General features: G+C 66.1%; 19 protein-coding genes. 11 read left to right on the forward strand and 8 right to left on the reverse strand.

Annotated elements, in window-relative coordinates:
• Nucleotides 1-5: 5 nt before the first annotated feature.
• Both HR086_RS12185 and HR086_RS49760 read right to left on the reverse strand, forming a co-directional pair.
• Nucleotides 6-368, reverse strand: coding sequence for a cytochrome c oxidase assembly factor Coa1 family protein (locus HR086_RS12185; RefSeq protein WP_174458762.1), 363 nt, complete (start codon nucleotides 366-368; stop codon nucleotides 6-8).
• Between the two features lie 62 nt (nucleotides 369-430).
• Nucleotides 431-679: an MYXO-CTERM sorting domain-containing protein gene (locus HR086_RS49760; protein ID WP_371745762.1), complete on the reverse strand. Its 249-nt coding sequence runs from the start codon at nucleotides 677-679 to the stop codon at nucleotides 431-433.
• A 62-nt stretch (nucleotides 680-741) separates the two neighbouring features.
• Between HR086_RS49760 and HR086_RS12190 the strand changes: the two genes are divergently transcribed.
• Complete coding sequence (locus HR086_RS12190; RefSeq protein WP_174465690.1) at nucleotides 742-885, forward strand: hypothetical protein; 144 nt, start codon at nucleotides 742-744, stop codon at nucleotides 883-885.
• 279 nt (nucleotides 886-1,164) lie between these two features.
• Nucleotides 1,165-2,157 (forward strand): hypothetical protein, encoded by a 993-nt coding sequence (locus HR086_RS12195; RefSeq protein WP_174464128.1) that lies wholly within the window; start codon nucleotides 1,165-1,167, stop codon nucleotides 2,155-2,157.
• 15 nt (nucleotides 2,158-2,172) lie between these two features.
• Here HR086_RS12195 and HR086_RS12200 read toward each other — a convergent pair whose 3' ends face one another.
• Complete coding sequence (locus HR086_RS12200; protein WP_174465691.1) at nucleotides 2,173-2,787, reverse strand: glutathione S-transferase family protein; 615 nt, start codon at nucleotides 2,785-2,787, stop codon at nucleotides 2,173-2,175.
• A 101-nt stretch (nucleotides 2,788-2,888) separates the two neighbouring features.
• On the opposite strand from HR086_RS12200, the gene HR086_RS12205 reads away from it, so the two are divergent.
• Together HR086_RS12205 and HR086_RS12210 are read left to right on the forward strand one after the other, a co-directional pair.
• Complete coding sequence (locus HR086_RS12205; RefSeq protein WP_174465692.1) at nucleotides 2,889-3,788, forward strand: LysR family transcriptional regulator; 900 nt, start codon at nucleotides 2,889-2,891, stop codon at nucleotides 3,786-3,788.
• A 110-nt stretch (nucleotides 3,789-3,898) separates the two neighbouring features.
• A complete protein-coding gene (locus HR086_RS12210; RefSeq protein ID WP_174465693.1) occupies nucleotides 3,899-4,936 on the forward strand; it encodes a DUF3592 domain-containing protein in 1,038 nt (345 codons plus the stop codon).
• Between the two features lie 62 nt (nucleotides 4,937-4,998).
• Here the strand turns inward: HR086_RS12210 and HR086_RS12215 are convergent, their stop codons facing one another.
• The 3 genes from HR086_RS12215 to HR086_RS12225 all read right to left on the reverse strand — a co-directional run bounded on the left by HR086_RS12215 (nucleotide 4,999) and on the right by HR086_RS12225 (nucleotide 7,506).
• A complete protein-coding gene (locus tag HR086_RS12215; protein ID WP_174464130.1) occupies nucleotides 4,999-5,796 on the reverse strand; it encodes an N-acetylmuramoyl-L-alanine amidase in 798 nt (265 codons plus the stop codon).
• Nucleotides 5,797-6,049: 253 nt separating this feature from the next.
• On the reverse strand, nucleotides 6,050-6,943 hold the full coding sequence (gene lepB / locus HR086_RS48455; RefSeq protein WP_174465694.1) for a signal peptidase I: 894 nt from the start codon (nucleotides 6,941-6,943) through the stop codon (nucleotides 6,050-6,052).
• Nucleotides 6,944-7,095: 152 nt separating this feature from the next.
• Nucleotides 7,096-7,506 carry a RidA family protein gene (locus HR086_RS12225; protein WP_174464132.1) on the reverse strand — a complete coding sequence of 137 codons (411 nt, stop codon included), beginning with the start codon at nucleotides 7,504-7,506 and terminating at the stop codon, nucleotides 7,096-7,098.
• A gap of 149 nt (nucleotides 7,507-7,655) precedes the next feature.
• Between HR086_RS12225 and HR086_RS12230 the strand changes: the two genes are divergently transcribed.
• From HR086_RS12230 to HR086_RS12245, 4 genes are all read left to right on the forward strand, one after another.
• Nucleotides 7,656-8,570 (forward strand): LysR family transcriptional regulator, encoded by a 915-nt coding sequence (locus HR086_RS12230; RefSeq protein WP_174465695.1) that lies wholly within the window; start codon nucleotides 7,656-7,658, stop codon nucleotides 8,568-8,570.
• 134 nt (nucleotides 8,571-8,704) lie between these two features.
• On the forward strand, nucleotides 8,705-11,446 hold the full coding sequence (locus HR086_RS12235; protein ID WP_174465696.1) for a right-handed parallel beta-helix repeat-containing protein: 2,742 nt from the start codon (nucleotides 8,705-8,707) through the stop codon (nucleotides 11,444-11,446).
• Nucleotides 11,447-11,448: 2 nt separating this feature from the next.
• A complete protein-coding gene (locus HR086_RS12240) occupies nucleotides 11,449-13,650 on the forward strand; it encodes a hypothetical protein (RefSeq protein WP_174464135.1) in 2,202 nt (733 codons plus the stop codon).
• 49 nt (nucleotides 13,651-13,699) lie between these two features.
• Nucleotides 13,700-14,131 carry a hypothetical protein gene (locus tag HR086_RS12245; protein ID WP_174465697.1) on the forward strand — a complete coding sequence of 144 codons (432 nt, stop codon included), beginning with the start codon at nucleotides 13,700-13,702 and terminating at the stop codon, nucleotides 14,129-14,131.
• A gap of 27 nt (nucleotides 14,132-14,158) precedes the next feature.
• Here HR086_RS12245 and HR086_RS12250 read toward each other — a convergent pair whose 3' ends face one another.
• Both HR086_RS12250 and HR086_RS12255 read right to left on the reverse strand, forming a co-directional pair.
• Nucleotides 14,159-15,181 carry an alpha/beta fold hydrolase gene (locus HR086_RS12250; RefSeq protein WP_181790953.1) on the reverse strand — a complete coding sequence of 341 codons (1,023 nt, stop codon included), beginning with the start codon at nucleotides 15,179-15,181 and terminating at the stop codon, nucleotides 14,159-14,161.
• A gap of 112 nt (nucleotides 15,182-15,293) precedes the next feature.
• A complete protein-coding gene (locus tag HR086_RS12255) occupies nucleotides 15,294-16,178 on the reverse strand; it encodes a carboxymuconolactone decarboxylase family protein (RefSeq protein ID WP_174465698.1) in 885 nt (294 codons plus the stop codon).
• A gap of 244 nt (nucleotides 16,179-16,422) precedes the next feature.
• Here HR086_RS12255 and HR086_RS12260 point away from each other — a divergent pair, with 244 nt between their 5' ends.
• The 3 genes from HR086_RS12260 to HR086_RS12270 all read left to right on the forward strand — a co-directional run.
• Nucleotides 16,423-17,328, forward strand: coding sequence for a LysR family transcriptional regulator (locus HR086_RS12260; protein ID WP_174458777.1), 906 nt, complete (start codon nucleotides 16,423-16,425; stop codon nucleotides 17,326-17,328).
• 438 nt (nucleotides 17,329-17,766) lie between these two features.
• On the forward strand, nucleotides 17,767-18,228 hold the full coding sequence (locus tag HR086_RS12265) for a hypothetical protein (RefSeq protein WP_174458778.1): 462 nt from the start codon (nucleotides 17,767-17,769) through the stop codon (nucleotides 18,226-18,228).
• Nucleotides 18,229-19,078: 850 nt separating this feature from the next.
• On the forward strand, nucleotides 19,079-21,486 hold a 2,408-nt coding region (locus HR086_RS12270), incomplete at its 3' end, for a condensation domain-containing protein (protein ID WP_174465699.1).

The raw sequence follows: 21,486 nt of genomic DNA on the forward strand, positions 1-21,486 counted from the left end.
CCTGTTCAGAACTCGGCGACGACGTTGATGACCTTGCCGTCCTGCGCCATCACTCGAAGGCGGCTGAATCCCCAGACCTGGCTTGTCTGAACCGCCTTCACATGCAGCACGCCGTCCTGCTTGCTTCCCGAGAGAGCAATCTGCATTTCGGCGACTGCGTTATCGTCACGAGCCTGGGTCGTGCCCGAGAAGAAGAAGCTGCCACTCACGGGCGCGCCGAGTGTCTGGATGACCTGCTGATGGTTCACGACCCGCGCGAGTGCCTCCTCATGGGGAAACTGACCCCGGAACCACATGCCGCCGCAGCCGCAGCACATCAACGGAAGTCCCACCAGCGCTCCAAGCACCCACTTCAGCGTCGGCGACATTCCTGGCTCCCGGCCCGTCTGGGCCTGACGACGTGACGGGGAGCACTCTAAGCGTGTGCTGCCTATACCGATAGAAACGAACGGGAACCCCGGCGCGCAAGCCGTCCGAGGAGGAGCACGAGCGCGAAGGCAAACGGCGCCGAGGCGCCCGCCCCTGGATGCGCCTCACAGCCACATCCGGACGTCCCTGGCCTCTCATTACCGGTTCCAGGATCGACGGGAGGCGGCGACGCGCCCCTCCTGGAGGAACTCCAGAGTCCACGCCATTGGACGCCACCGCGACATTCCGTTCGTGGAGGCCCGGACCTCATAGTTCGAATGGCCCCCGCTCCACTGCTCGCCCTCGGGGCGGTACGCGAAGTGGACCTGCCTCATGACGGAGGCGACGTCGAAGGGCGCGCTGACCGCCGTGCTCGTGGGCGCGGCGACGGGCTCGGCGGGAGGTCGTGAGCGGCAACCCATCCAGGCGAGGAGCGCGACACCCAGACAGAGGCGCAGGGCTCCCCTGGATGCGTGACGAGGGAACGTGGAAGGCATGGCGGTCGTGAGGTGGGGGATGAGTGCTTCCGCCGGGCCCGGAAAGCATCGAGAGGAGCAGGTGCTCCCTGTTGAGTCGTGGACGCCAGCTTGCACCACCTGGGCCACGACGGTGTCTGCCTGATATTGCGTCCCGCGGGCGTCGTCTGCGCAAGGCGTTGCACGGTGCTGCGCAGCGGCCTGCTCGACCCGGTGGTTCACGCGCCGGAGTCCGTGGTGAATGTCGCAGGATGGAAACACCCCGAAAGGAACCGCACGCATGCCGCAGCGACTCTTGTTGATGCTCTTCGGAATGTTGGTGTCCTGCGCCACCACGCCGAGCCCCAGTGACGCGCTCAAGACTCCCGCACCGGTGCCCGGCCGACCGCTCGCGCTGCCGGTGAAGTTCAGCGAGGACCGATTCTTCGTGCAGCCCGTGACGCGCGAAGGGCAGACGTTGACGTTCTACACGGACACGGGGGGAGGCCTCTTCATCCTGGCGGATGCCGTGACGCGACTGGGCCTGCAACGGATTGCCAGAGCGGCAGGAAGTGAGGATTCCAAGGACTGGGTACGGATGCCTGACTTCCGAAATGAAGCCTGGATGCCAATGCCCGAAGGCACCGAGGGACAGCTCCCCGTAGCGGCAATGGAGAGGGTCCTGTCTGAACTCGGGGATGGATTGCTCGGTCAGGGCTGGTTCGCCGGACGGGTCTGGACCTTCGACTACCCCGGCGGAAAGCTGTGGCTGCGCGCGGCGAGAGACGTTCCGGAGGTTGCTCCCGCGCACCGGGTGGCGCTGGGGTTTCCTACGGATGCGACGGGAAAGCGGCAGGCGAACTTTCCTCGCATCCAGGTTCGGGTGGACGGAGAGACGCTCGACCTGCTCTTCGACACGGGCGCGATGCTGTCTCTCACGGAGTCCGCCAGGAAGGTGCTCGCGGATGAGCGGCCGGCGACCCGGGCGACGAACTTCATCACTCGCTCCACCTTCGAGCGCTGGCACCAGCGTCACCCGGACTGGCGGGTCATCGAGGATGGAGACACCTACCTTCCAGGCTCAACGCTCATCGAGGTTCCCCGCATCGAGGTGGCGGGTCATGAGGTCGGCCCTGTCTGGTTCACCACCCGGCCCGACCCGAACTTCCGTGAGTTCATGTCGCAGTTCATGGACAAGCCCGTCGAAGGAGCCTTGGGAGGCAATGCGCTGAGGTTCTTTCGCGTGACGGTCGACTACGACCAGGCGGTGGCCGTCTTCGAACGCGCCCCTTGAGACATCCACCGTGTCCTACCCTGAAACCGCCGTCCTCACCGCCGGGCGTCGAGTGTGACTTCTGACGTACTCGACCAACCGCGGATGCCCGTCGAGCAGCGTCAGCGTGTTCGCCAGGTGGAGGATTGATGCCATCAGCACATCGGCGGCGGTGAACGCGTGTCCCACCAGGAACTCGCGGCCGCCAAGTCCCTCGTCGATGACATCCAGCAGGGTCGCGAGGCGAGTCCCGAGCTTCGCGAGGTCGTCATTCGAGCGCGCGGCCGCCTTCCGCTCTTCGGGCAACTGCGCGTGTCCGTGGAACTCCATCACCACGGGCTCGAGGCTCACCTCGGCGAAGGCCATCCATTGGTAATAGAGGCCGCGCTCCGCGGAAGCCATCCGCGGCGCCAGGCCCTTCTCCGGGAACAGGTCAGCCAGATGGAGGCAGATGGCCAGGGCCCCCAGCAGCGTGACGTCTCCATCCACGAGGACGGGAACTTCGCCCAGCGGATTGACCGACAGGTAGGCGGGAGCGGTGTTCTCCTGTCGAGCAAGGTCAAGCTTGACCAGGTCGTAGGGCACCCCGAGTTCCTCCAGCAACCAGCGAGCACGCGTAGCTCGGGTTCGAGGGGCGAAGTACAGCTTCATGTATGAGCTCCTGAGGTTGGCAAGCGGCAACATGATGCCGCCAGGGCTGCCCTGACAATGTGGCCAAGGGCGAACTCATTGTCAGGTTAGGATTGACGGTCATGATTCCACCTGCCGACATGATGCTCTTCGTCGCGGTCGTTCGAGAGGAGAGCTTCACCCGAGCAGCGCGCCAGCTCGGCATCACCAAGCAGACCGTCAGCGAGCGCATCGGGAATCTGGAGGCGCGGCTCGGGGTGCGCCTGCTCGAACGGACAACGCGGCGCCTGCGGGTCACCGGGGCCGGAGCGACGTACTACGAGCGCTGCGCCGCCATCGCCGCGCAGATCGACGAGGCGAACAGCGAGGTGCAACAGCGGCAGGCAGAGCCCACGGGCTTGCTGCGGGTCTCCTCGCCGGTGCTCTACGGGCGCAGATACCTGACACCCGTGGTTTCACGGTACCTCGCGCGCCATCCCCAGGCGCGGGTGGAGCTGGTGCTGGCGGACCGCCGCATCCACCTCATCGAAGAGGGGCTGGACGTCGCGATTCACATCGGCCCTCTCGACGACTCGTCGCTCGTGGCGAGAAAGCTCGGTGAGAGTCCGTTCCATTTCGTCGCGAGCCCCCGCTTCCTGTCCAAGTACGGCATGCCGAGCGCCAGGGACCTCCGCTCCGCGCGCTGCATTGGCTTCAGTGCGTTCGAGACGTGGGAGGCCGAGGGAGTGAAGTCTCGAATCGACCCGGTCCTGACCGTGAATGACCTCGAACTCGCGTGCGACGCGGCGATTGACGGGGTCGGCATCGCGCGCGTCCCCGCCATCCTTTGCCGGGATGCCGTCCGTGAGGGCCGGCTGAAGATTCTCTTCGGTCCCCGGCCCGCGATGTCACGGGCCATCCACGCCGTCTACCCGAGCCGGCTGAATCTCCCGGCCAAGGTCCGACTCTTCGTGGACGCCATGGCGACGCTGGCCGAGCCGACAGTGCCTCCGCACAAGGGCCCGCGTCGAAAACGCTCGTGATGGGCGACGTGACCCGTCCGGCGGGCGACGTCACGCAGGACCCTGCGGGAGGGGGGCCCCGTAGCGGACGTCCTTTCGTTCATTCCGGAGTATCCCTATAGGCTGGGGCCATGTCTGTTCGCGTGGGCTCGCCCCTCCTGATGATCGTGGTCGTGTTGCCGGTGACGGTCCTCATTGGGGGCCTGGACTTCTTCGCCATCTCCGCCATGGTCCGCCAGGCACAGGTGGCGAGCTGGCCCTCCGTGCAGGGCACCATCACCCGGAGCGAGGTGGTGATGGTGCACACGAGCAAGGGCTCCAGGCGCGAGGTGAAGCTGGCCTACACCTACTCCGTCGACGGGCAGCCCTACGAGGGCGACAAGCACAGCTTCAACGCAGGGAGCTCGGGGATACGCAGGTACGAGGAGGAGCGGCTCGCGCGCTACCCCCTCGGGGCCAGCGTCCCCGTGTACTACCGGCCTGGTCAGCCCTCGGAGGCGGTGTTGCAGGCGGGCATGGATAGCTGGGGGCTGTTCACGCTCATGGGCGCGATGCCTTTCAACCTGGTGATGTTCTGGCTGTGGGTCGTGGTGCGGTGGACCCCGAAGGAAGACGAGCCGTTCCGCTTGTCCACCTTCACCCGGGAGGACGGCAGCGAGTGCGTGACGCTCGATGGGCCGCGGCCGGCCATCCGGGTGTCCCTGGCCCTGGTGGGCTCCTCCCAGGCGTGCTTCGCGCTCGGGGGATTCATGGGGGGATTCACCGCCCCGCTGCCCGTGGGCGTGGGGACCTGGGGGGTCATCATCGCCTGCGGTGTACTCGCCGGGCGGTGGGCGCGCGAACGGCTGAAGTCAGGGCACCATGACGTGCGCCTCCACACCCAGGCGCGAAGCCTCTCCCTGCCGCCCTTCTCCGAACGCAAACACCGGCTCGACGTCCGGTGGCGCGATGTGCGGTCTCTCCGCGTCGAACCCCAGCTTCACATGCCCAAGAAGGAGCGGGTGAGCAGCTATCAGCTCACGCTCCAGCTCTCCACCGCCGACGGCGAGGCGCGCCAGGAAGCCATCGCCAGCTTCCCCGACCAGGAGGAGGCAGACGCGCTGGCACACTGGCTGCGAACGCACCTCGAGGTTGGCGAGGGCGCCCCGGAAGAGCTGCGCTCCGCCTGACTCACGGCCCATCGTTGTCGCACGACACGGGCTCCGGGCAGGCCTGGAATCCTGTGTGCCCCTCACCGCACCTTCTCGGTGGCGCGGGTGATACGCCCGAAGTCGAAGTTCTCCGAGGGGTCCTTCTTGTCGGGGTTGGTCTCCTTGTGGCCCACGACGTTCTTGGTGGGGACGTCGTAGCGCTTGGAGAGATAGGGCACGAGCTGCTCGAGCGCCTTGTATTGCTCTTCGGTGTAGCCATCCTTGCCGTCGCCGTCGTTGACGATTTCGATGCCGATGGAGCGGTCGTTGACGTCCTTCGACTTATCACCGTGCACGGCCCCCCCACCCGCATGCCAGGCACGCTTCTCGTCGGCGACGAGGTGATAGATGGTCCCATCCTTTCCAATCACGTAGTGGGCGCTGACCTTGCCGCCGTTCTTCTTCTCCTTCGCCCATCGAGTGGCTTCACCGATGAGACCGCCCCCCTCGCCGGTGAGCGTCTCCAGGCTGCTCTTGTCGGACTTATCGGCGGTGTGGTGAAGGACGATGGTGTCGATGTCCGTTCCGTTGCGGGACTCATCGTAGCGGTCCGATCTGGCCGGACGGACTTGCATCTTCGGCGTCGGGTTTTTCGGGTCGGTGGACGGAGGCGTCAGGGGCGCCGGGTCCGGGCAGTTCGGCCCACCGGTACTGGCGTTCGACGGCGCCGGGCCCGGGTGCGGGCAGGGAGTTGTCCTTGGCGCTGGAACAGGTTCGAAGCTGTCCACGGGGCCCGGCGAGGGTGCGGGCCGTGGAGTGGGCGTGGGCCGAGGACTCGGCTCGTCCTTCAAGTAGCGGACGATGCTGTTGTCGACGATGCGCTTCAGGGGACCAAGCATGGGGAAATCCTGGGGTGTGGGGATGGAACGGGAGCAACCGTGAGCCTGCTCCTCTGCGAGCACTTGCCTGGTCCACAGAGCAAGGCGCAGGCCACCTCCAACCATGCGAAAGGACGAAGCCCCGCCGCCCGCGTTGTAGGCCGCAGCCTGCAACTGGAGCCGAAGCTGTTGTCTGGAGCCTGCACGGCGTCATCCGCCACGTGATGCGAACCCCGCCCGGCGTTCTCGTGGAGTTCCACAGCACCCTGAATGCTCACCGGAGCCATTGGCCGAGCCGGTCCCACCGAGCCCTGCCTTCGGGTGCCCACGAGAAGAAGATGTAGGAGCCCACACCGCGGATGTTGGCTTCCGGCACGGCGCCGAAGTAACGCGAGTCGAAGCTGTTGTCGCGATTGTCTCCCAGGACGAAGAGGTGCCCCTCGGGGACCTTGCAGCTCGTGCCCTCGAGTTCGAGGTGGGCTGGGCATCGTCCCTCTTCCGTCGGGAGGGACGCTCCTTCCCCGCCGACCTGGATGAGGTAGTTGAGTTCTCCCAACAACTCCTCGTACACCGCGCATCCGGGCGCCTGCCGCGGCGGGTCGGTTGCGATGCACGCGTCCTCGGTGAGCCGGCGCGAGACGGGCTGGCCGTTCAGCCACAGCCTGCCAGCTTCCATCCGCACGGTGTCACCGCCCAATGCGACGATGCGCTGCAGAAAAGGTCCTTCTGAAGTGTGCGGGGGGTCGAACACCAACACCTCACCGCGCAGCAGAGGGCGACGCCTCAGCGGAGGCGCGACCGTGGCGTCCGCAATGAGCACTTCTCCCTGCAGGAGGGAGGGATGCATTCCCCCGGACGGCATGCGCCAGGACGTCGTGACGCTGGCGCGAATCTCATTCAGCACCACGCTGCTCGCGAGCCAGATTCCCACCACTATCAGCAGCGCACGCCAGCGCGAGGGCACGCCCACGGCGGGTGGAGCCACACGCGCCACATCCACGACGGCCGCCACGTACAGCGCCAGCATCACCACGACGCCGACGAAGCCCACGAACGGCAGGCTCGCGCTGAGCACCACGATGGCGCCCACCCACAGCGCTCCGCGGAGCCACCGTCCCATGAGTGCATGGCCCACACCGGGATTGAACAGCGCGAGGAGGGTCGCCACGGCCCTGCGCCGGAATGAGAGAGGCCGGGGCGGGGGCATGGCTGATTCGGCTTCGACCGTCATCGCTGGAGCATCCGCGAAGAGAGCGGGCCTGCACAACCGTCCTGGCCCCACTCCTCCGCTGTCGAATGGACGCTCGGTTACGACGTGGGTCAGCCCACGACCGCGGTGGCTTCAATCTCGACGAGGACGCCCGGCTCGAAGAGCACGGAGACTCCGATGAGCGAGGCCGGCGCTGGCGAAATCTGCAACTCAGCGGCGACCTGCTCGATGCCGGCGAGGAAGGCGGGCATCATCTCGGGCTTCCAGTCGACCACGTAGAACGTCAGTCGGACGACGTCACGGAACGTCGCCCCAGCGGCCGCGAGCGCGATGGCGACGTTGCGGTAGGACCGCGCCACCTGTCCCGCCAGGTCACCGCGTGCGACGAGTTGGCCATTCGCGTCGTACGCGACCTGCCCCGCGACGTGCACCTGCCGGGTGCCGGTGGCAATCGCCACCTGTCGGTATCCATATGCGTCGGTCTTCGGGAGTCCTTCGGGGTTGAGCAGGGTGACGGGCATGAGTGCGCTCCAGTGGGCTGTGCCGGGAAGCGTTTCGGGGACGTCGTCGCCCCGGCGTGAAGAGGTGATTGCCGGACTCGTATACCGAGGCCATTGACGAACGGCGTTCGCCTCTCCAGCGACGCTGGGGGCTACAATGAGGGACCTCCATGAAACGCGCCCAGTTGGATGAGATTTTCGTCTTCATGTCCGTCGTGGACGCGGGCAGCTTCGTGGGCGGAGGCCGGGCCGTTGGCCTGACACGCTCGACGGCTGGCAAGGCCCTGGCCCGGCTGGAAGCCCGCCTTGGGGTGCGGCTGCTCAATCGTACGACGCGCCACGTGAGTCTCACCGACGATGGCCGTGTCTTCCATGAGCATTGCCTGCAAGTCCTGGCGGCCCTGGACGAAGCGGAAGCCAGCGTCGGTCAGCGCACGGGCCACCCCCGGGGAACCTTGCGGCTCACCGTGCCCGACGCCTTCGGCAGACGGCATGTCCTCCCCTTGCTGCGGGACTATCTGCGGACCTGGCCCGAAGTGCAGGCGGAGGTGAGCTTCACGGACCGCGTCGCGGATATCATCGAGGAGGGTTACGACCTGGCCGTGCGCATCAACACGACCAGCACCGACACGCGCCTGGTTTCACGGCTCGTGGCTCAACACCGGGCGGTCCTCTGCGCCGCGCCTGCCTACCTCGAGGCGCGCGGCGAGCCTGAAACGCTGGAGGAACTCGCGACACATGATTGCCTGATATTCAGCAGCCGGACGCGACGACAACACTGGCAGCTGCGCAAGAAGGGCGGCTCCTCGGTGAAGGTGGAGGGGCGAAGCCGCCTTCGTCTCGACAGCGGCGAGGCGCTCAGGGATGCGGCCGTCGCGGGACAGGGCATCGCCTATCTTCCCGACTTTCTGGTCGACGAAGACCTGGCGAGTGGGCGGCTCAAGGCGCTGCTGCCGTCTTGCGAGACGGAGGTCGTCCCCATCATGGCCATCTACCCGAGCAAACGATACCTGCCAGCGAAGGTGCGACGTTTCATCGACCTGATGGTCGCGCAATGGAGCGCGAAGTCTCGCCAGCTCCCCTGAGCCAGGGCTTATTCCTGGCTGATGTCACCTTTGTGCACGCCATTGTCGCGGTGCTGGAAATGACGACAGCGTGAAGTGTGTGAAGACGGGCCGGTCGAGTCGCGCCTCTCGCTGACTCTCCCGAGGAGTTCTTCATGCACCGTGTCATGAGCTGGATGCTCATCCTGGCCGCCGTCTGCCTCGCAGCTCCCGCCCAGGCGCGCGACTGGTTCGTCCGCGCGGGCGCCACGGGAGGTGATGGCTCGCGGGAAAGGCCCTTCGCCGACCCCTGGATGGCGCTGGAGCGCCTGGAGGCGAACGACGCGGTCCACGTCGCCGCGGGGCGGTATTACGGCAAGCTGGAGCGTGGAAACTGGGAGCTCGTCTTCCCAGGAGTCCGGTTGCTCGGCGGCTATGACGCGGCCTTCCAGGAGCGCAACCCCTGGAAGAACCTCACCGAGCTCACCTGGCGCAAGGGCTCGCCAAACCGTCCGGATGTCTCGCTCGCCCGAGTCAGCACCAGCGCCCAGCGAGACACGGCGGGCGCGACCATCGATGGCTTCTTCATCGACATGCAGGACACCTATGACTACGTCGGCGAGGGCGGCAACTTCGACGCGAGCGCCCTCCACCGCAACGGCGCCGTGGACCTGGCCAGGGGCGGCGTCCTGCGCAACTGCATGATTGTCAATTCCCTCCACGCCGTGCGCACGTCGCCCGGAGCCGTGGTGGAGAACAACGTCATCGTCAACTCCATCTCCGCCGCCATCATCTCCAAGGGCGGCGGAGACCAGGACCCGCCCGTCACCCTCCGCAACAACACCATCGCGTTCATCTGGGCCACCAAGGCCATCGCCGAGGGCGGCACCGATGGCGCCGGCATCGACGTGACGAACAAGGCGCTCCTGGAGAACAACCTCGTCGTCCACTCCGACAACCACGGCGCCCAGGTGACGGTGCCCTCCAAGGTGACGCTCCAGGGCAACGCGTTCTGGAGGAACCTCTTCTCGAACGCCGCCTTCTACTTCGAGGGCAAGAAGTCCTCGCTCGATGACTCCGACATCGAGGACGCCGAGGACGTGGGCTTCGCGCGGGCGGGCGGCAACGTCGCCGTGGACCCGAAGCTCCCCTTCGAGCAGGCCTGGTACGAGCGGTTCACCCGCCGCGAGGGGCGCGGGAAGAAGTTCGACGCGAAGGCCTGGGAGGAGACGCGCACCGGCGCGGGCTTCCCCGCCACGGGCGAGCCCCTCACCCTCTTCGCGCCCGCCTATCCGCCGGGGGCCGTCCCCCAGCTCGTCTCTCCAGGCAATGCCTCACTCACGCAGGGAGCTCGCGCGAAGGGACTCAAGCTGACCTTCTCCACGGCCTCCTCGGCGGCGCCGGCCAAGGTCTACACACGGGTGAGTCTCACCAGCATCCAGGCGAACCCGAAGGGCCACGACGGCAAGGACGTGGAGGTCATCGTCGGAAGCCAGGGCGTGGCGAATCCGGACAACGGACCGGTGGGCACCTCGCGGGAGACCCACAAGGCCGTCTTCCTGGTCGACGAGAAGAACGAGGCGCGGGCCACGGGACTCTTCAGGAAGGGGACCGCCGCCGAGCGCGTCATCGACGCCATCCCCAACTACGGCTCGGGCCCGCCCAGGGACCTCTTCGTCGTGCGCGGCACCGCGAGAGCCCGCGAGGGCAATCCTCGGTACGCCCTCGTCATCGACTCGGTCGAGCCCTTCGAGAAGGAGCTCGCCATGGCCGCCCGCCCGAAGGGACGGGACTGGTTCGTGCGTGCCGGCGCGACCGAGGGCGATGGCTCGCGCGAGCGGCCCTTCAAGGACCCCTTCCAGGCGTTGGAGCAGGCCCAGCGCGGAGACCGCATCCTGGTCTCGCAGGGCGAGTACGGCGGCAAGCTGAAGAGCGGCAAGTGGGTGGTGGACGGCAAGCAATACCTCACGCTGCTCGGGGGATGGGACCGGGACTTCCAGCGCAGGGACCCCTGGAATACCCCCACCCTCCTCCACTGGCCGTCCGACTCGAAGACGTCTCCGCAGGGGTACCTGCTGGAGGGCAATGGCGACCACACCGGGCTCATCGTGGATGGCTTCGTCTTGGATCGCCGCACGCTCAACCGGTATGACCCGGACGGCTTCCTGGACGTCAACCTCTCTCCCGACAGCGAGCACGTCTGGGTGTCCTCGCCGGAGACGGTGATTCGCAACTGCACCTTCGTCAATGGCGCGGGCGCCGCGGTCCGGATGAGCAACGCGGTGACGTTCGAGAACAACATCGTGGTGAACATGGTCTCCGACGGCATCCGCGTCACCGGAGGCTTCGGCACGCGGCCCGCGAGGATTCGCGACAACACCTTCCTGTTCATCTGGAACCGCAACCGCCCCCATGACGGCTCCAGCTCCACGGGCACCGGGGTCGCGCTGGGAGGCAACGCGCCCGCGGTGCTGGACGGGAATGTGTTCCAGTACATCGACAACTTCGCGGTGCGCTCCAGCGCCAATCCGGGAGAGGTGGTCCTGACGGACAACGCGTTCTTCCGCAACTGGGCCGCGTTCCGCTCCACGCAGGGGACACCACCGCCCACGGTGGACGAGAAGTCCATGCACCTGCTGGCGGACCTCCCCTTCAAGAAGCAGGCAGGCAACATCGTCGCCGACGGAGGATTCGACCTGGACCCCGCGCTCTACGCGAGCTGGTTCGCTCGAACCTCGAAGCAGACCAGCCGGTTCACCGCCGAGGAGTGGGAGCAGGTCTCACCGCCGTCTATCGGCGCGGAGCCGGCGAAGGCCGGGCTGGGCAAGGCGTTTGACTGGAAGGCGGCCGCGCAGCTGTTTCCGAAGAACGCCCAGGTGAAGGGCGCGCGGCCCAGGAAGCTGGAGACCGGGGGATGACCATGAAGAAGACACTGACCGCGGGGATGCTCGTACTGCTTGTCGCCCTGCCCGCCGGGGCGGATGAAATCGACGACAAGGTGCGCGCCGTTGAAGACAACCTCAGCCGCATCAAGGACAAGCTCGACGGCATTGTCTCCGACTCGAGTTCCAGCGACATCGACTCCGCGCTCGACACCCTGGGCAACGTCAGGAATGACGTGGAGCGACTCAGGTCGCTGAACCCGCCGAATGACCCGGGCAAGACGATGGCGAACTCCTACCTGGACTACATCTCGAAGTTCCGGGAGTCGGCGCAGTACCTGAAGCGGATGAAGGACGCGCAGGTGAAGGCGGACGAGTCCCGCCTCGCCGAGCGCTGTAACGAGGCCGAAAGGAACCTGAAATCCTTCATCCAGACGTTCGTCGACAAGAAGGACCCGACGGGGGTCTTCAAGATTCCAGATGAAGCCGAGAAGATTGGCCGCATCTACAACGACGAATACCGGAAGCACCAGGAGGTCCACGGCGAGCTGGACCGCTGGCGGAGTTATGCCCGGAACTTCTCCGAGTCACACAACCGCTGGTCGGACGTGAAGGGCGAACTTCAAGACGGCGTCAACGATATCTGGGACCGCTGGAATCGGCGGATGGAAGAGACGAAGTCGAAGTGCGTCGAGGTCGCGAAGGGCAAGGAGTTCGACGCGGCGAAGGACGCGATGTCGAAGCTCGGCAACTTCGGGCAGGTCCGCACGGTGATACGCAAGAAGCTCGATGAGCGATTGCAGACCATCGCCTCGAAGGTCAAGGACCTGGACTCCCGCAGCGGCGATGCGTCCTCGGAAATCTCCGAAGCGCTTCGCGCCGTGGAGGACGTGCTCGGCTTCCTGGGTGACCTGAAGGACATCCAGGGCGAGGACTCAGAGGCCCGCCAGCTCGTGGAACGCTGGCCGGCACCCACCAGGTCGCTGAAGGAAGCCATCGAGTCGATTCGCAGGCTGAAGTCCGAGCAGTACTTCCTCGAAGGAGACGTCCGAGCCTGCCGCGCGGACGAGGTCCGACTCCAGGAGACGATTCGTGAGCAGATCGGCAACAAGGACAACCACGCGCAAGGGGTCGTGAAGCTCAAGGAGATGTCCGACTCACTTGAACGGACGTGGACGGGCAAGAAGGCGGAGACCGACCGCCAGAAAGAGGCGATGGAGCGCCGCGTGGCGGCCACCAAGACCTTCTCCTTCACCGAGGGGAACTGGTCGAGCATCAAGAGCAACCTCGATGCCTCCGCCGACAAGATACTTGCCTACTGGAACACCCGGCGCTCGGAGATCTACGAGAAGGACCCGTGCAAGAACCTCGTCCTCGGAGAGAAGAACCCCGACGTCGCGCGCGCGGGGCAGGAGCTCAGCCGCTATGCGGTGGGCATCGCGGAGAACTACCGCGCACTCCGGAAGGACTTCCTGGAATGGGAGCGTGATGTCCTCGCGTTCCGGAAGACCGCGAAGCAGGACGCCGATGCCATCCGCGACGCCTTCTGCAAGGAGTACGACTGGGAGCAGAAGGTGAAGGAGATTTCGGACAGCTATGCGTCGACGCTCAACAGCCAGTGGGGTTCAATCACCGGGCGATATGACCGCATGTTGAAGGCCGTCGAGGTCCTCGTCGCGGAGAAGAAGGTCAAGTCCGCACCGAAGCTCCAGAGTGCGCTCAGCTCGAGGATGAAGAGCATCGAGAACATCAAGGAGGGCCAGTTGCTCGGCTCGAACAGCCCGAAGGTCCGGGCGCACATCCGATACGGACAGGAAGAGCACAAGCGCCGCCAGGCCTCGAGCTGTTCGGAGGGTTCGGAGATCTCCATCGAGGCCACGTACTGCGACAATCCGAACCCGCGTTACAAGGGCCGCGGGTGTCGGATTGACTGCATCCACCAATGCCAGGTCCTGGAGATCAAACCCGACAACATCGCCGAGATGGAGAAGGGCGACAAGCAAGGGGAAGAGTACACGAAGGCATTGCACAAGAAGTACAAGGCGCTCGGCGATGCCATGTTCAAGGAGTCCGGTTACGAGGAACTCGCGGACTGCGAGGACAGGACCAACAAGCGACTCAACCTCTCAAAACACTCCGTGGTGCCGTATCCGTTCTGTGCGGACCGGGACGGGAGCTTCTTCCCGATGCTGGGCGAGATGCCCACCGACCAGCCGCCCGAAAATCCGAACGACGGCTGAGCGCCACCCGCTCCAGACGTGAGGCTGCTACGGTCCTGAGTCACGGCGCATGACGGAGCATCCTCGAGAACTCGACCTGACGAAGCTTCCCCACCTCCGCTCGGAGGAGGTGAAGCTTCTCTGGGTCTCCAACTACTGGGATGGCCCCCTCGAGGGCATGGCCGAGTACCGAGGCGAGCGATGCTTCTATGTCGTCGCGGAGCCAGATCTCATCGCCGCGCACGATGAGACGCGGCGGTGGGTGCTGTACCGACTGACTCCGGAGCAACTCGGGGAGGAGGAGCGCTGGCATGCCCTGTTCGTTCGACATGTCGGCGCTCATTTTGACTTCACGGGGACGCCAGCGCCTGAAGGAGCGCATCCTCACCCAGAGCGGTTCTACGAGCCCTACCAGGCCGAGTACCGCCCTCCTCTCCTCGGTGCAGGGCAGGCGCTGGGGTGGGTAGATGACTTCGCCTCCTCAAGCGGTCCGTCGCAATAGTCTCCACGCGGAGGCAGGCAGGTCGGCTCAGTCCAGGTTCTTGTCGGCGAGGAACCTCGACAGAAGGTCCGCGATCTCCACGTTGTTGGTGTCCGAGAACGGGAAGTGGGTGTTCCCTCGGACGCCGAGCTCTGGCAGGTGGACGAGCGTGACGTCCCCGCCATGGCGATTCACGGCGTCCCGCCAGAGCCGCGCCATCGCGAGCCGAACCCGCCAGTTGTCCTGCCCTGGATTCGGCGACGGCCCCTCCGGAATATTGTCCCCGAAGAACATCACGATCGGGACCCGGGTCAGCGGCATGAACTGAGACAACGGAACGCCGCGAGCCTCGAGCGGGCCCGTGAGGCTGGGCATGGGCGGAGGCACCTCCCCCTCTGGAAAGACGAAGCCGCTGCCCGGCTCATACGAGACCACCGCTCGAACTTTCGGGTTCCGCATCGCGACCCACCAGCCAGGACCTCCTCCTTGCGAGTGCGTGACGAGGATGCCCGGCCCCATCCGGTCGAAGAGGGCGGAGACAGCGTTCGCGCTCACCTCCGCATCGAAGGGCCCCGTGTTCGGCGTCATCGAGCGGAAGAACTGGTTGAGCGCTTCCGGCTCACGCGAGAACCGCACGCCGGGGAAGTAGTCCGGCCAGACTCCCATCCGGAACATGCCGAACCAGGTCTGGTCGTCGGGAGTCGCGGGGATGGTCAGCGGAACGGTGCTGCGCCCCGCGTCACCGCGCCGGGGCTGGTCCAGGAGATAGACCGCGAATCGGCGGCGCAAGAAGAGGTTCTGAAAACCCTCCCGACCGTCAGGGGTGGTCTCCCACGTCTTCGAGGACTGGCCAGCACCATGCCAGAACACCAGCGGGAGTCGACGCGCGTCGTTCGGCACCTGATAGAAGACATACGCGTGGTCTCCGTGGAGCGTTGCGCCCTCCGAAGAAGGACGGAGCGGGTCGAACGTCCCTGGACTGGTCACCACCGTCCCTCCAACGGCGAAGCTCCCTTGCTCTTGGAGCACCAGTCCTTCCGACGTCGTCGCGCCAGTCCTGGTGGGACTCACACATGAACTCGACGCCACGCTCATCACGACGAGCGTCCCCTGAATGAACCGTCCTGGCCGCTGCGTTCGCATCTGGGTTACCCCCTGGGAATTCTTTCGACCCTCGCCATCGTCACCTGGCTTCAAAGACGTCCTTCGCCACCGCGAGCGCCGTCATCGCGCTCGGCCAGCCCGCGTAGAACGCCAGGTGGGTGATGGTTTCGATCAACTCCTCCCGCTTCACCCCGTTCTCACGCGCCCGGGCGAAGTGGGAGCGGAGTTGGTCCGGACGGTTCATCGCGATGAGGGCGCTGACGGTCACCAGGCTGCGGTCCCGCTTGGAGAGTTCCGGGCGCTCCCAGATGTCCCCAAAGAGCACGCCGTCGGTCAGCTCGACCATCTTGGGCGAGAAGTCACCGATGAGGCTCTGAGCCCGGGTGGGTTGCCCCGCGCCACCCGCGCCCGTGCGCGCCGGTACCTCGGACGGTGGCCGGCCCTCCGTCGTGGGGGCGCCGTACTGCGCATCGCCGACCTTCTCCATCCACTCGGTGGTCTTTCCGTCGAGGTGCTCCAGCACGGCGATGTGCGTCATCCGGTGCTCGGGCGAGGCGCCATGCCAGTGCTTCTGGCCGGGGGGAATCCAGACCACGTCTCCTGGCCGGATTTCCTCGGCGGGGTCTCCCCAGCGCTGCACCCGCCCCACGCCCTCGGTGACGAGGAGGACCTGGCCCAGGGGATGCGCGTGCCAGGCCGACCGGGCGCCTGGCTCGAACGTGACCGACGCGCCCGAGGTGCGGGACGGCGCCTTCGCGTGAAACAGCGGGTCGACACGTACAGCCCCCGTGAAGTTCTCGGCGGGCCCCTGGCGTGGGGCCTGCGAGCCGCTCCGGGAAATCCGCAGCGCCTGCGCGCCGTCGCTCGGGGACGTTGCGGCCACCTGCGTCCCAGCCTCGGTCGTGTGGGCACACGCCACGGCAACGAGAGGGAGCACCATTGCGGTCAGGGTGAGCCGTTTCATGTCGGTCCTCTCAAGGGTGGCGGCGCGGAGGCCGAGCTGGGACGGGCGAGTTGGCGGGGGGGGTGGGGCCGGTCCGGCGAGAAGAGAAGTAGCTGCCACGGAAGCAGCGGGCCAGATGGGGATTTGGCAATGGGCCTTGAAGCTGCGATTGAAGATGGGCTGCTCTGACAGGACGCCTTCGCTGAATGGACACCGCCGCTCGGGGCGCCACGCGTGGCCTCTGTGACTCACACGGACACTCTTCATGAAGACGACGCTCCTCCCACAGCTTCAGGTTTTCCTCGTGGTGGCACGCCTGAAGAGCTTCAGCGCGGCGGCGCGCGAGCTCAGCGTCTCTCCGGCGGCAGTGAGCCAGTCCGTGCGTCAGCTCGAGGCGCAGCTTCGGGTGGTGCTCTTCGCCCGAACCACCCGCAGCATGTCACTCACGGACGCGGGACGGCGTCTGCTGGAGGGTGCAGGACCCGGCCTCGGCCAGGCGCTTGCAAGCCTCACGGAGGTGTCGGCGCAACCGGGCGAAGCGGTGGGGCAACTGAAGCTGACGGTGCCGGAAGTCGCGGTGCCCTTCGTCATCACCCCGGTGCTTCCTGCCTTCCGCGCGCGCCACCCCCGAGTGGAGGTGGAGGTCGTCGCCGAGAACCGACTCGTGGACATCGTCGCGGAGGGCTACGACGCGGGCGTGCGGCTGCACGAGGCCATCGAGCGCGACATGGTGCAGATACGCCTCTCCCCTGCCTTCCGCTTCGTCGTGGTGGGTGCGCCTTCGTATCTCGAACGCCACGGCACGCCGCAGCGTCCCGAGGACCTGCTGCGTCACGAGTGCTTCACCATCCGCATGCCCTCGAGCGGAGGGCTCTACGCCTGGGAGCTGGAGCGCGGGCGCAGGAACTGGCGGGTGCCGGTGCGAGGCGGCGTGCTCACCAACGACCGCGCACTGACGCTGGCCCTGGTGGAACAGGGCCTGGGGCTGGCGTACGTCTTCGAGCCGGCGGTGAAGGAGAAACTGCGCACCGGACGGCTCGTGCGAGTGCTCGAGGAGTACGCGCCCACCGTGCCGGGGTTCTTCCTCTATTTCCCGAGCAGGGCACAGCGCTCGGGGCCCCTGCGACTCTTCATCGACGTGGCCAAGGAGCTCACGGTGAAGACGGTGTGAGGCTTGTTAGCCCAAGGTCCCCGGCTGGGACATGAGCGGCTGACGACAGGGTTCGCTTGCGTGTCCGTCAGGAAGTCCAGCCACCATCTGGTGCCGGCGCGCTTCGCAATCCCTGGCCACCGGCCGGTGCCCGCAACCCTCGCACTGCGTGGGAACCAACTCGACAACGTGTTGAGATTCAGCCGCTCCTTGTCGAGTTCCGCTACGGCTGGCGATGTGTCACGTTGCGGTAACCGCTGTCGAGCGCTGTCCCGCCCACGGCCCGCTGCCCAGCAGTCCCTTCAACCAGGCACCAGTCGTTGAGCGGCTACTCAAACAGTAGCCTCCGGGTAAGGATTGGCTTGCCAAACGAATTCCCCAGCCATCAAGCCGCACACCATGATAGACATGCAATGCCGGTCAGACTGACGGCTTCACACCTTGCACGCGAGTCACAGCATGCAGCCAACCCGCCTCCTCCTCACCATCCTCGCCCTCTCCACCATTGCATGCGGAGGGCCGGCAGACACCGCCAACAATCAGGAGCAACAGCCAGGCATCAACAAGGCGAATCTTGACCCGAGCGATGCTCTTATCGGAAACTATTACCTTGGCGCCGGCGGCGATCACCTCATCACCATTGACGCAACTGGCAGCGGAATCACGACATCGCCAGCATGGCCGCCGGGCAACTGCTTTTACAATCAGCCCATCTATCGAAACCTCGTGTTCAGTCGTATTGACCCTGGTTGTGAGCATATCTACACCGGCGAGAGGTATTGGATGTGTTCGACGCCCTCCATCTGGACCCCCATCACGTTGAAATTCCATCCCCACGGGGCCTGCGGCAATACTGGCCCCAGTTGGTTCGTTGAGTTTGACTCATATGGCACTGGTCATTGGAGCTTCACCAAGTACTGAGGCCTGATGAGGGCGCATGACTGCTGGCGGTGAAGCCGAGAGGCGTTGAGCAAAACATGCCATGGCAAGCAGCAGTACGTGCCACCCAGCAGCAGACTCGCAGTGACGCCTTCGGGCGCTGGGCTGGACCTCCGGGTCCGGCCCCTTTTCATTTCCCGCGTGCCGTGGCCCTTGGCGGCATCAAGCACCGGCCGTCTGGGGCTGATTTCAGCAGAGCCATGTCAAGGTAGCAGCGGTGCGCCCAGGACCGACGCCCTCCCCCATGTCCGGGCCAGTGGAGATGCGCCCGTTCGCCACCCTCGCCAGCTTTTCGCGGAAACTCCCGCCCGCACCGGTGCAGCGCAGGATTCCTGGCAATAGGAAGCGTCCTCGTTCGAATCACTGAGCGTGCGTCCCACCTGGCAACGACGGCAGCCTCATCACCGCAGGTGGTGCTCTGGATGGCGCACAGTGAAGGGAATTCTCCCTGGAGCCCCAGCGATTCCCGCGTCCCCTTGCTCGCCTGGAAAATCCCACATGCTGAGATTCTGGTGCGTGCCCAATTTTGGAGAATCTCCAGGACAATGGGATTCTGCATGGAGCATGTCCGACCCCCTCGACACTCACTGCAGCCCGCCAGACAGACTGTGTCTCGTATTGCCGCGCGCCCCGCGCATACTTGAATACAACTGTTGATGTTTCACTGGTGGCTCGACCACCGGGTGCTGCAGCGAGGGCGTCAGCCATCCTTGGCGATGGCTTGATACATTTTGCCCGGCCCCTTCCATCCCCGTGACGACGCACCGACAGCCTGTCGGTCGGCAATTGCTCGCGCTTCCTGGCCCCCCAGGGCTGGCGCTCGGAGTCTGTAATGAGCAGTGGGAACAAGAACCTCGAGAAGCTCACCCCCAAGCAGCGCGCTCTGTACGAACTGCTTCTCAAGGAAAAGAAGGGACAGCTTCAGGACGCGACCACGAAGGCGGTGGAGCGGACCATCCCGCGCCGGGAGGACACCGGGCCCGCACCCGCTTCCTTCCCGCAGCAGAGACTGTGGGTGGTGGACCAGCTCGAGGGCGGTCGCGCCTTCGCCTACAACGTCCACATCACCGTCCAGTTCACCGGCGCGCTGGATGTCGCCCTGCTGGAACGCTGTGTGAATCAGGTGGTGCGGCGCCACGAGTCGCTGCGCACCGTGTTCGCCGCGCGCGAGGATGGCATCCCCGTCCAGGTGGTGCTGCCAGAGCTGCGCTTGCTCGTCCCGGTCGAGGACGTCTCGCACCTGTCGAAAGAGGAGCAGGACGCCGAGGTGGAGCGACGCACCAGCGAGGAGTCCCAGCGGCTGTTCGACCTGGCGCGCGGGCCGCTCCTGCGCGGCAAGGTGCTGCGGCTGGGCCCCGACAACCACGTGGCCCTCGTCACCATGCACCACCTGGTGACGGACCGCTGGTCCCTGGGCGTCTTCGTCCGCGAGCTGATGGCCTTCTACGCCACAGGCGTCACCGGCCAGTCGCATGACCTGCCCGAGCCCGCCATCCAGTACTCCGACTTCGCCGTCTGGCAGCGCGAGCGCATGCAAGGCGAACGGCTGCGCACGGAGCTGGAGTTCTGGAAGCAGCACCTGCGCACACTGCCCGCGCCGTTGGAGCTGCCCACCGACAGGCCCCGCCCGCCCGAGCAGACCTACCGCGGCTCCCGCCAGTTCGTCACCCTGCCAGTGGCCCTGACGCGCGCCCTCAAGGAGATCAGCCAGCAAGAGGGGGCCACCCTCTTCATGACGCTCTTGGCCACGTTTCAGACGTTGATGCACCGGCACTCGCGACAGACGGACATCACCGTCGGCTCGCCCATCGCCGGCCGCAACGTGCCGGAGCTGGAGACGCTGATCGGCTTCTTCGTCAACACGCTGGTGCTGCGCAATGACCTGGGCGGCAACCCCACCTTCCGCGAGCTGCTGCGCCGCGCGAAGGAGGTGTGCATGGCCGCGTACGCGCACCAGGAGCTGCCCTTCGAGAAGCTGGTGGAGGAGCTGCAGCCCCCGCGTGACTTGAGCCGTCACCCGCTGTTCCAGGTGATGTTCAGCTTCCAGAACACCCCGCGCCAGGACCTGTCGATGCCGGGACTCCAGTCCACCTATCTGCTGGTGGACCCGGGCTCGGCCAAGTTCGACCTGCTGCTGGAACTGCGCGAGGACCGACCGGACGAAATCTTCGGCTGGCTCGAATACAACACCGACCTTTTCGACGTCGCGACCATCCAGCGGATGCGCGGGCACTTCTACTCTCTGCTCGGCGCGGTGGCGGAGAACCCGGACACGCGGCTGTCCGAGCTGCCCCTGCTCACCCAGGAGGAGCAACTCCAACTGCGCTCCTACTTCCAGGGCCAGCAGGACGACTTCCCGCGCGACGTGTGCCTGCACTCACTCATCGAGGCCCAGGCTCGCCGCACTCCCGACGCGGAGGCACTGCGCTTCGAAGACTCTGCTCTTTCCTACGCGCAGCTCGACTCACGCTCCAACCAGCTCGCGTGGCACCTGCGCTCCCTTGGCGCTCGCCCGGGCTCCCTCGTCGGCGTCTGCCTGGAGCGCTCGCTCGACCTCGTCGTCGCGCTGCTCGCCGTCCTCAAGTCCGGCGCCGCCTACGTTCCCCTGGACCCCGCGTATCCCCGCGAGCGCCTCGCCGGCATGCTCGACGATGCCCAGGCCCCCGTGCTCCTCACTCACGAGCACCTGAAGTCCGCCCTCCCCCAGCACGACTCTCGCGTGCTCTGCCTCGATTCACAGTGGGACGACGTCGCAGTCCACTCCCGAGACTCGCTGCCGCTCCTCGCCGGGCCCGACGCCCCCGCCTACGTCATCTTCACCTCCGGCTCCACGGGCCGCCCCAAGGGCGCCATCAACTCCCACTCGGGCATCGTCAATCGCCTGCTGTGGATGCAGCAGCAGTACGGCCTGTCCCCTGACGACACCGTCCTTCAGAAGACTCCCTTCTCCTTCGATGTCTCCGTCTGGGAGTTCTTCTGGCCCCTCATGACGGGCGCTCGCCTCGTCCTCGCGAAGCCCGGCGGTCACCAGGACCCCGCCTACCTCGTTCGCCTCATCTCCGAGCAGCGCGTCTCCACGCTCCACTTCGTCCCCTCCATGCTCCGCGCCTTCTTGGAGGAGCCGGGTGTCGAGAAGCTCTCCGGACTTCGTCGCGTCGTGTGCAGTGGTGAGGCCCTCCCCGCCGAGCTCGTCCGCCGCGCGCACGCCCTCCTTCCCGCCTCCGCCGAGGTCCACAACCT

Source organism: Myxococcus sp. CA039A, from assembly GCF_013336645.1.
Taxonomy (GTDB): domain Bacteria; phylum Myxococcota; class Myxococcia; order Myxococcales; family Myxococcaceae; genus Myxococcus; species Myxococcus llanfairpwllgwyngyllgogerychwyrndrobwllllantysiliogogogochensis.

Excerpts from the sequence above, each read along its gene's own strand:
- HR086_RS12185 (WP_174458762.1), bottom strand. The coding sequence starts at position 368 with ATGTCGCCGACGCTGAAGTGGGTGCTTGGAGCGCTGGTGGGACTTCCG.
- HR086_RS49760 (WP_371745762.1), bottom strand. The coding sequence starts at position 679 with ATGAGGTCCGGGCCTCCACGAACGGAATGTCGCGGTGGCGTCCAATGG.
- HR086_RS12190 (WP_174465690.1), top strand. The coding sequence starts at position 742 with ATGACGGAGGCGACGTCGAAGGGCGCGCTGACCGCCGTGCTCGTGGGC.
- HR086_RS12195 (WP_174464128.1), top strand. The coding sequence starts at position 1,165 with ATGCCGCAGCGACTCTTGTTGATGCTCTTCGGAATGTTGGTGTCCTGC.
- HR086_RS12200 (WP_174465691.1), bottom strand. The coding sequence starts at position 2,787 with ATGAAGCTGTACTTCGCCCCTCGAACCCGAGCTACGCGTGCTCGCTGG.
- HR086_RS12205 (WP_174465692.1), top strand. The coding sequence starts at position 2,889 with ATGATTCCACCTGCCGACATGATGCTCTTCGTCGCGGTCGTTCGAGAG.
- HR086_RS12210 (WP_174465693.1), top strand. The coding sequence starts at position 3,899 with ATGTCTGTTCGCGTGGGCTCGCCCCTCCTGATGATCGTGGTCGTGTTG.
- HR086_RS12215 (WP_174464130.1), bottom strand. The coding sequence starts at position 5,796 with ATGCTTGGTCCCCTGAAGCGCATCGTCGACAACAGCATCGTCCGCTAC.
- HR086_RS12225 (WP_174464132.1), bottom strand. The coding sequence starts at position 7,506 with ATGCCCGTCACCCTGCTCAACCCCGAAGGACTCCCGAAGACCGACGCA.
- HR086_RS12230 (WP_174465695.1), top strand. The coding sequence starts at position 7,656 with ATGAAACGCGCCCAGTTGGATGAGATTTTCGTCTTCATGTCCGTCGTG.
- HR086_RS12235 (WP_174465696.1), top strand. The coding sequence starts at position 8,705 with ATGCACCGTGTCATGAGCTGGATGCTCATCCTGGCCGCCGTCTGCCTC.
- HR086_RS12240 (WP_174464135.1), top strand. The coding sequence starts at position 11,449 with ATGAAGAAGACACTGACCGCGGGGATGCTCGTACTGCTTGTCGCCCTG.
- HR086_RS12245 (WP_174465697.1), top strand. The coding sequence starts at position 13,700 with ATGACGGAGCATCCTCGAGAACTCGACCTGACGAAGCTTCCCCACCTC.
- HR086_RS12255 (WP_174465698.1), bottom strand. The coding sequence starts at position 16,178 with ATGAAACGGCTCACCCTGACCGCAATGGTGCTCCCTCTCGTTGCCGTG.
- HR086_RS12260 (WP_174458777.1), top strand. The coding sequence starts at position 16,423 with ATGAAGACGACGCTCCTCCCACAGCTTCAGGTTTTCCTCGTGGTGGCA.
- HR086_RS12265 (WP_174458778.1), top strand. The coding sequence starts at position 17,767 with ATGCAGCCAACCCGCCTCCTCCTCACCATCCTCGCCCTCTCCACCATT.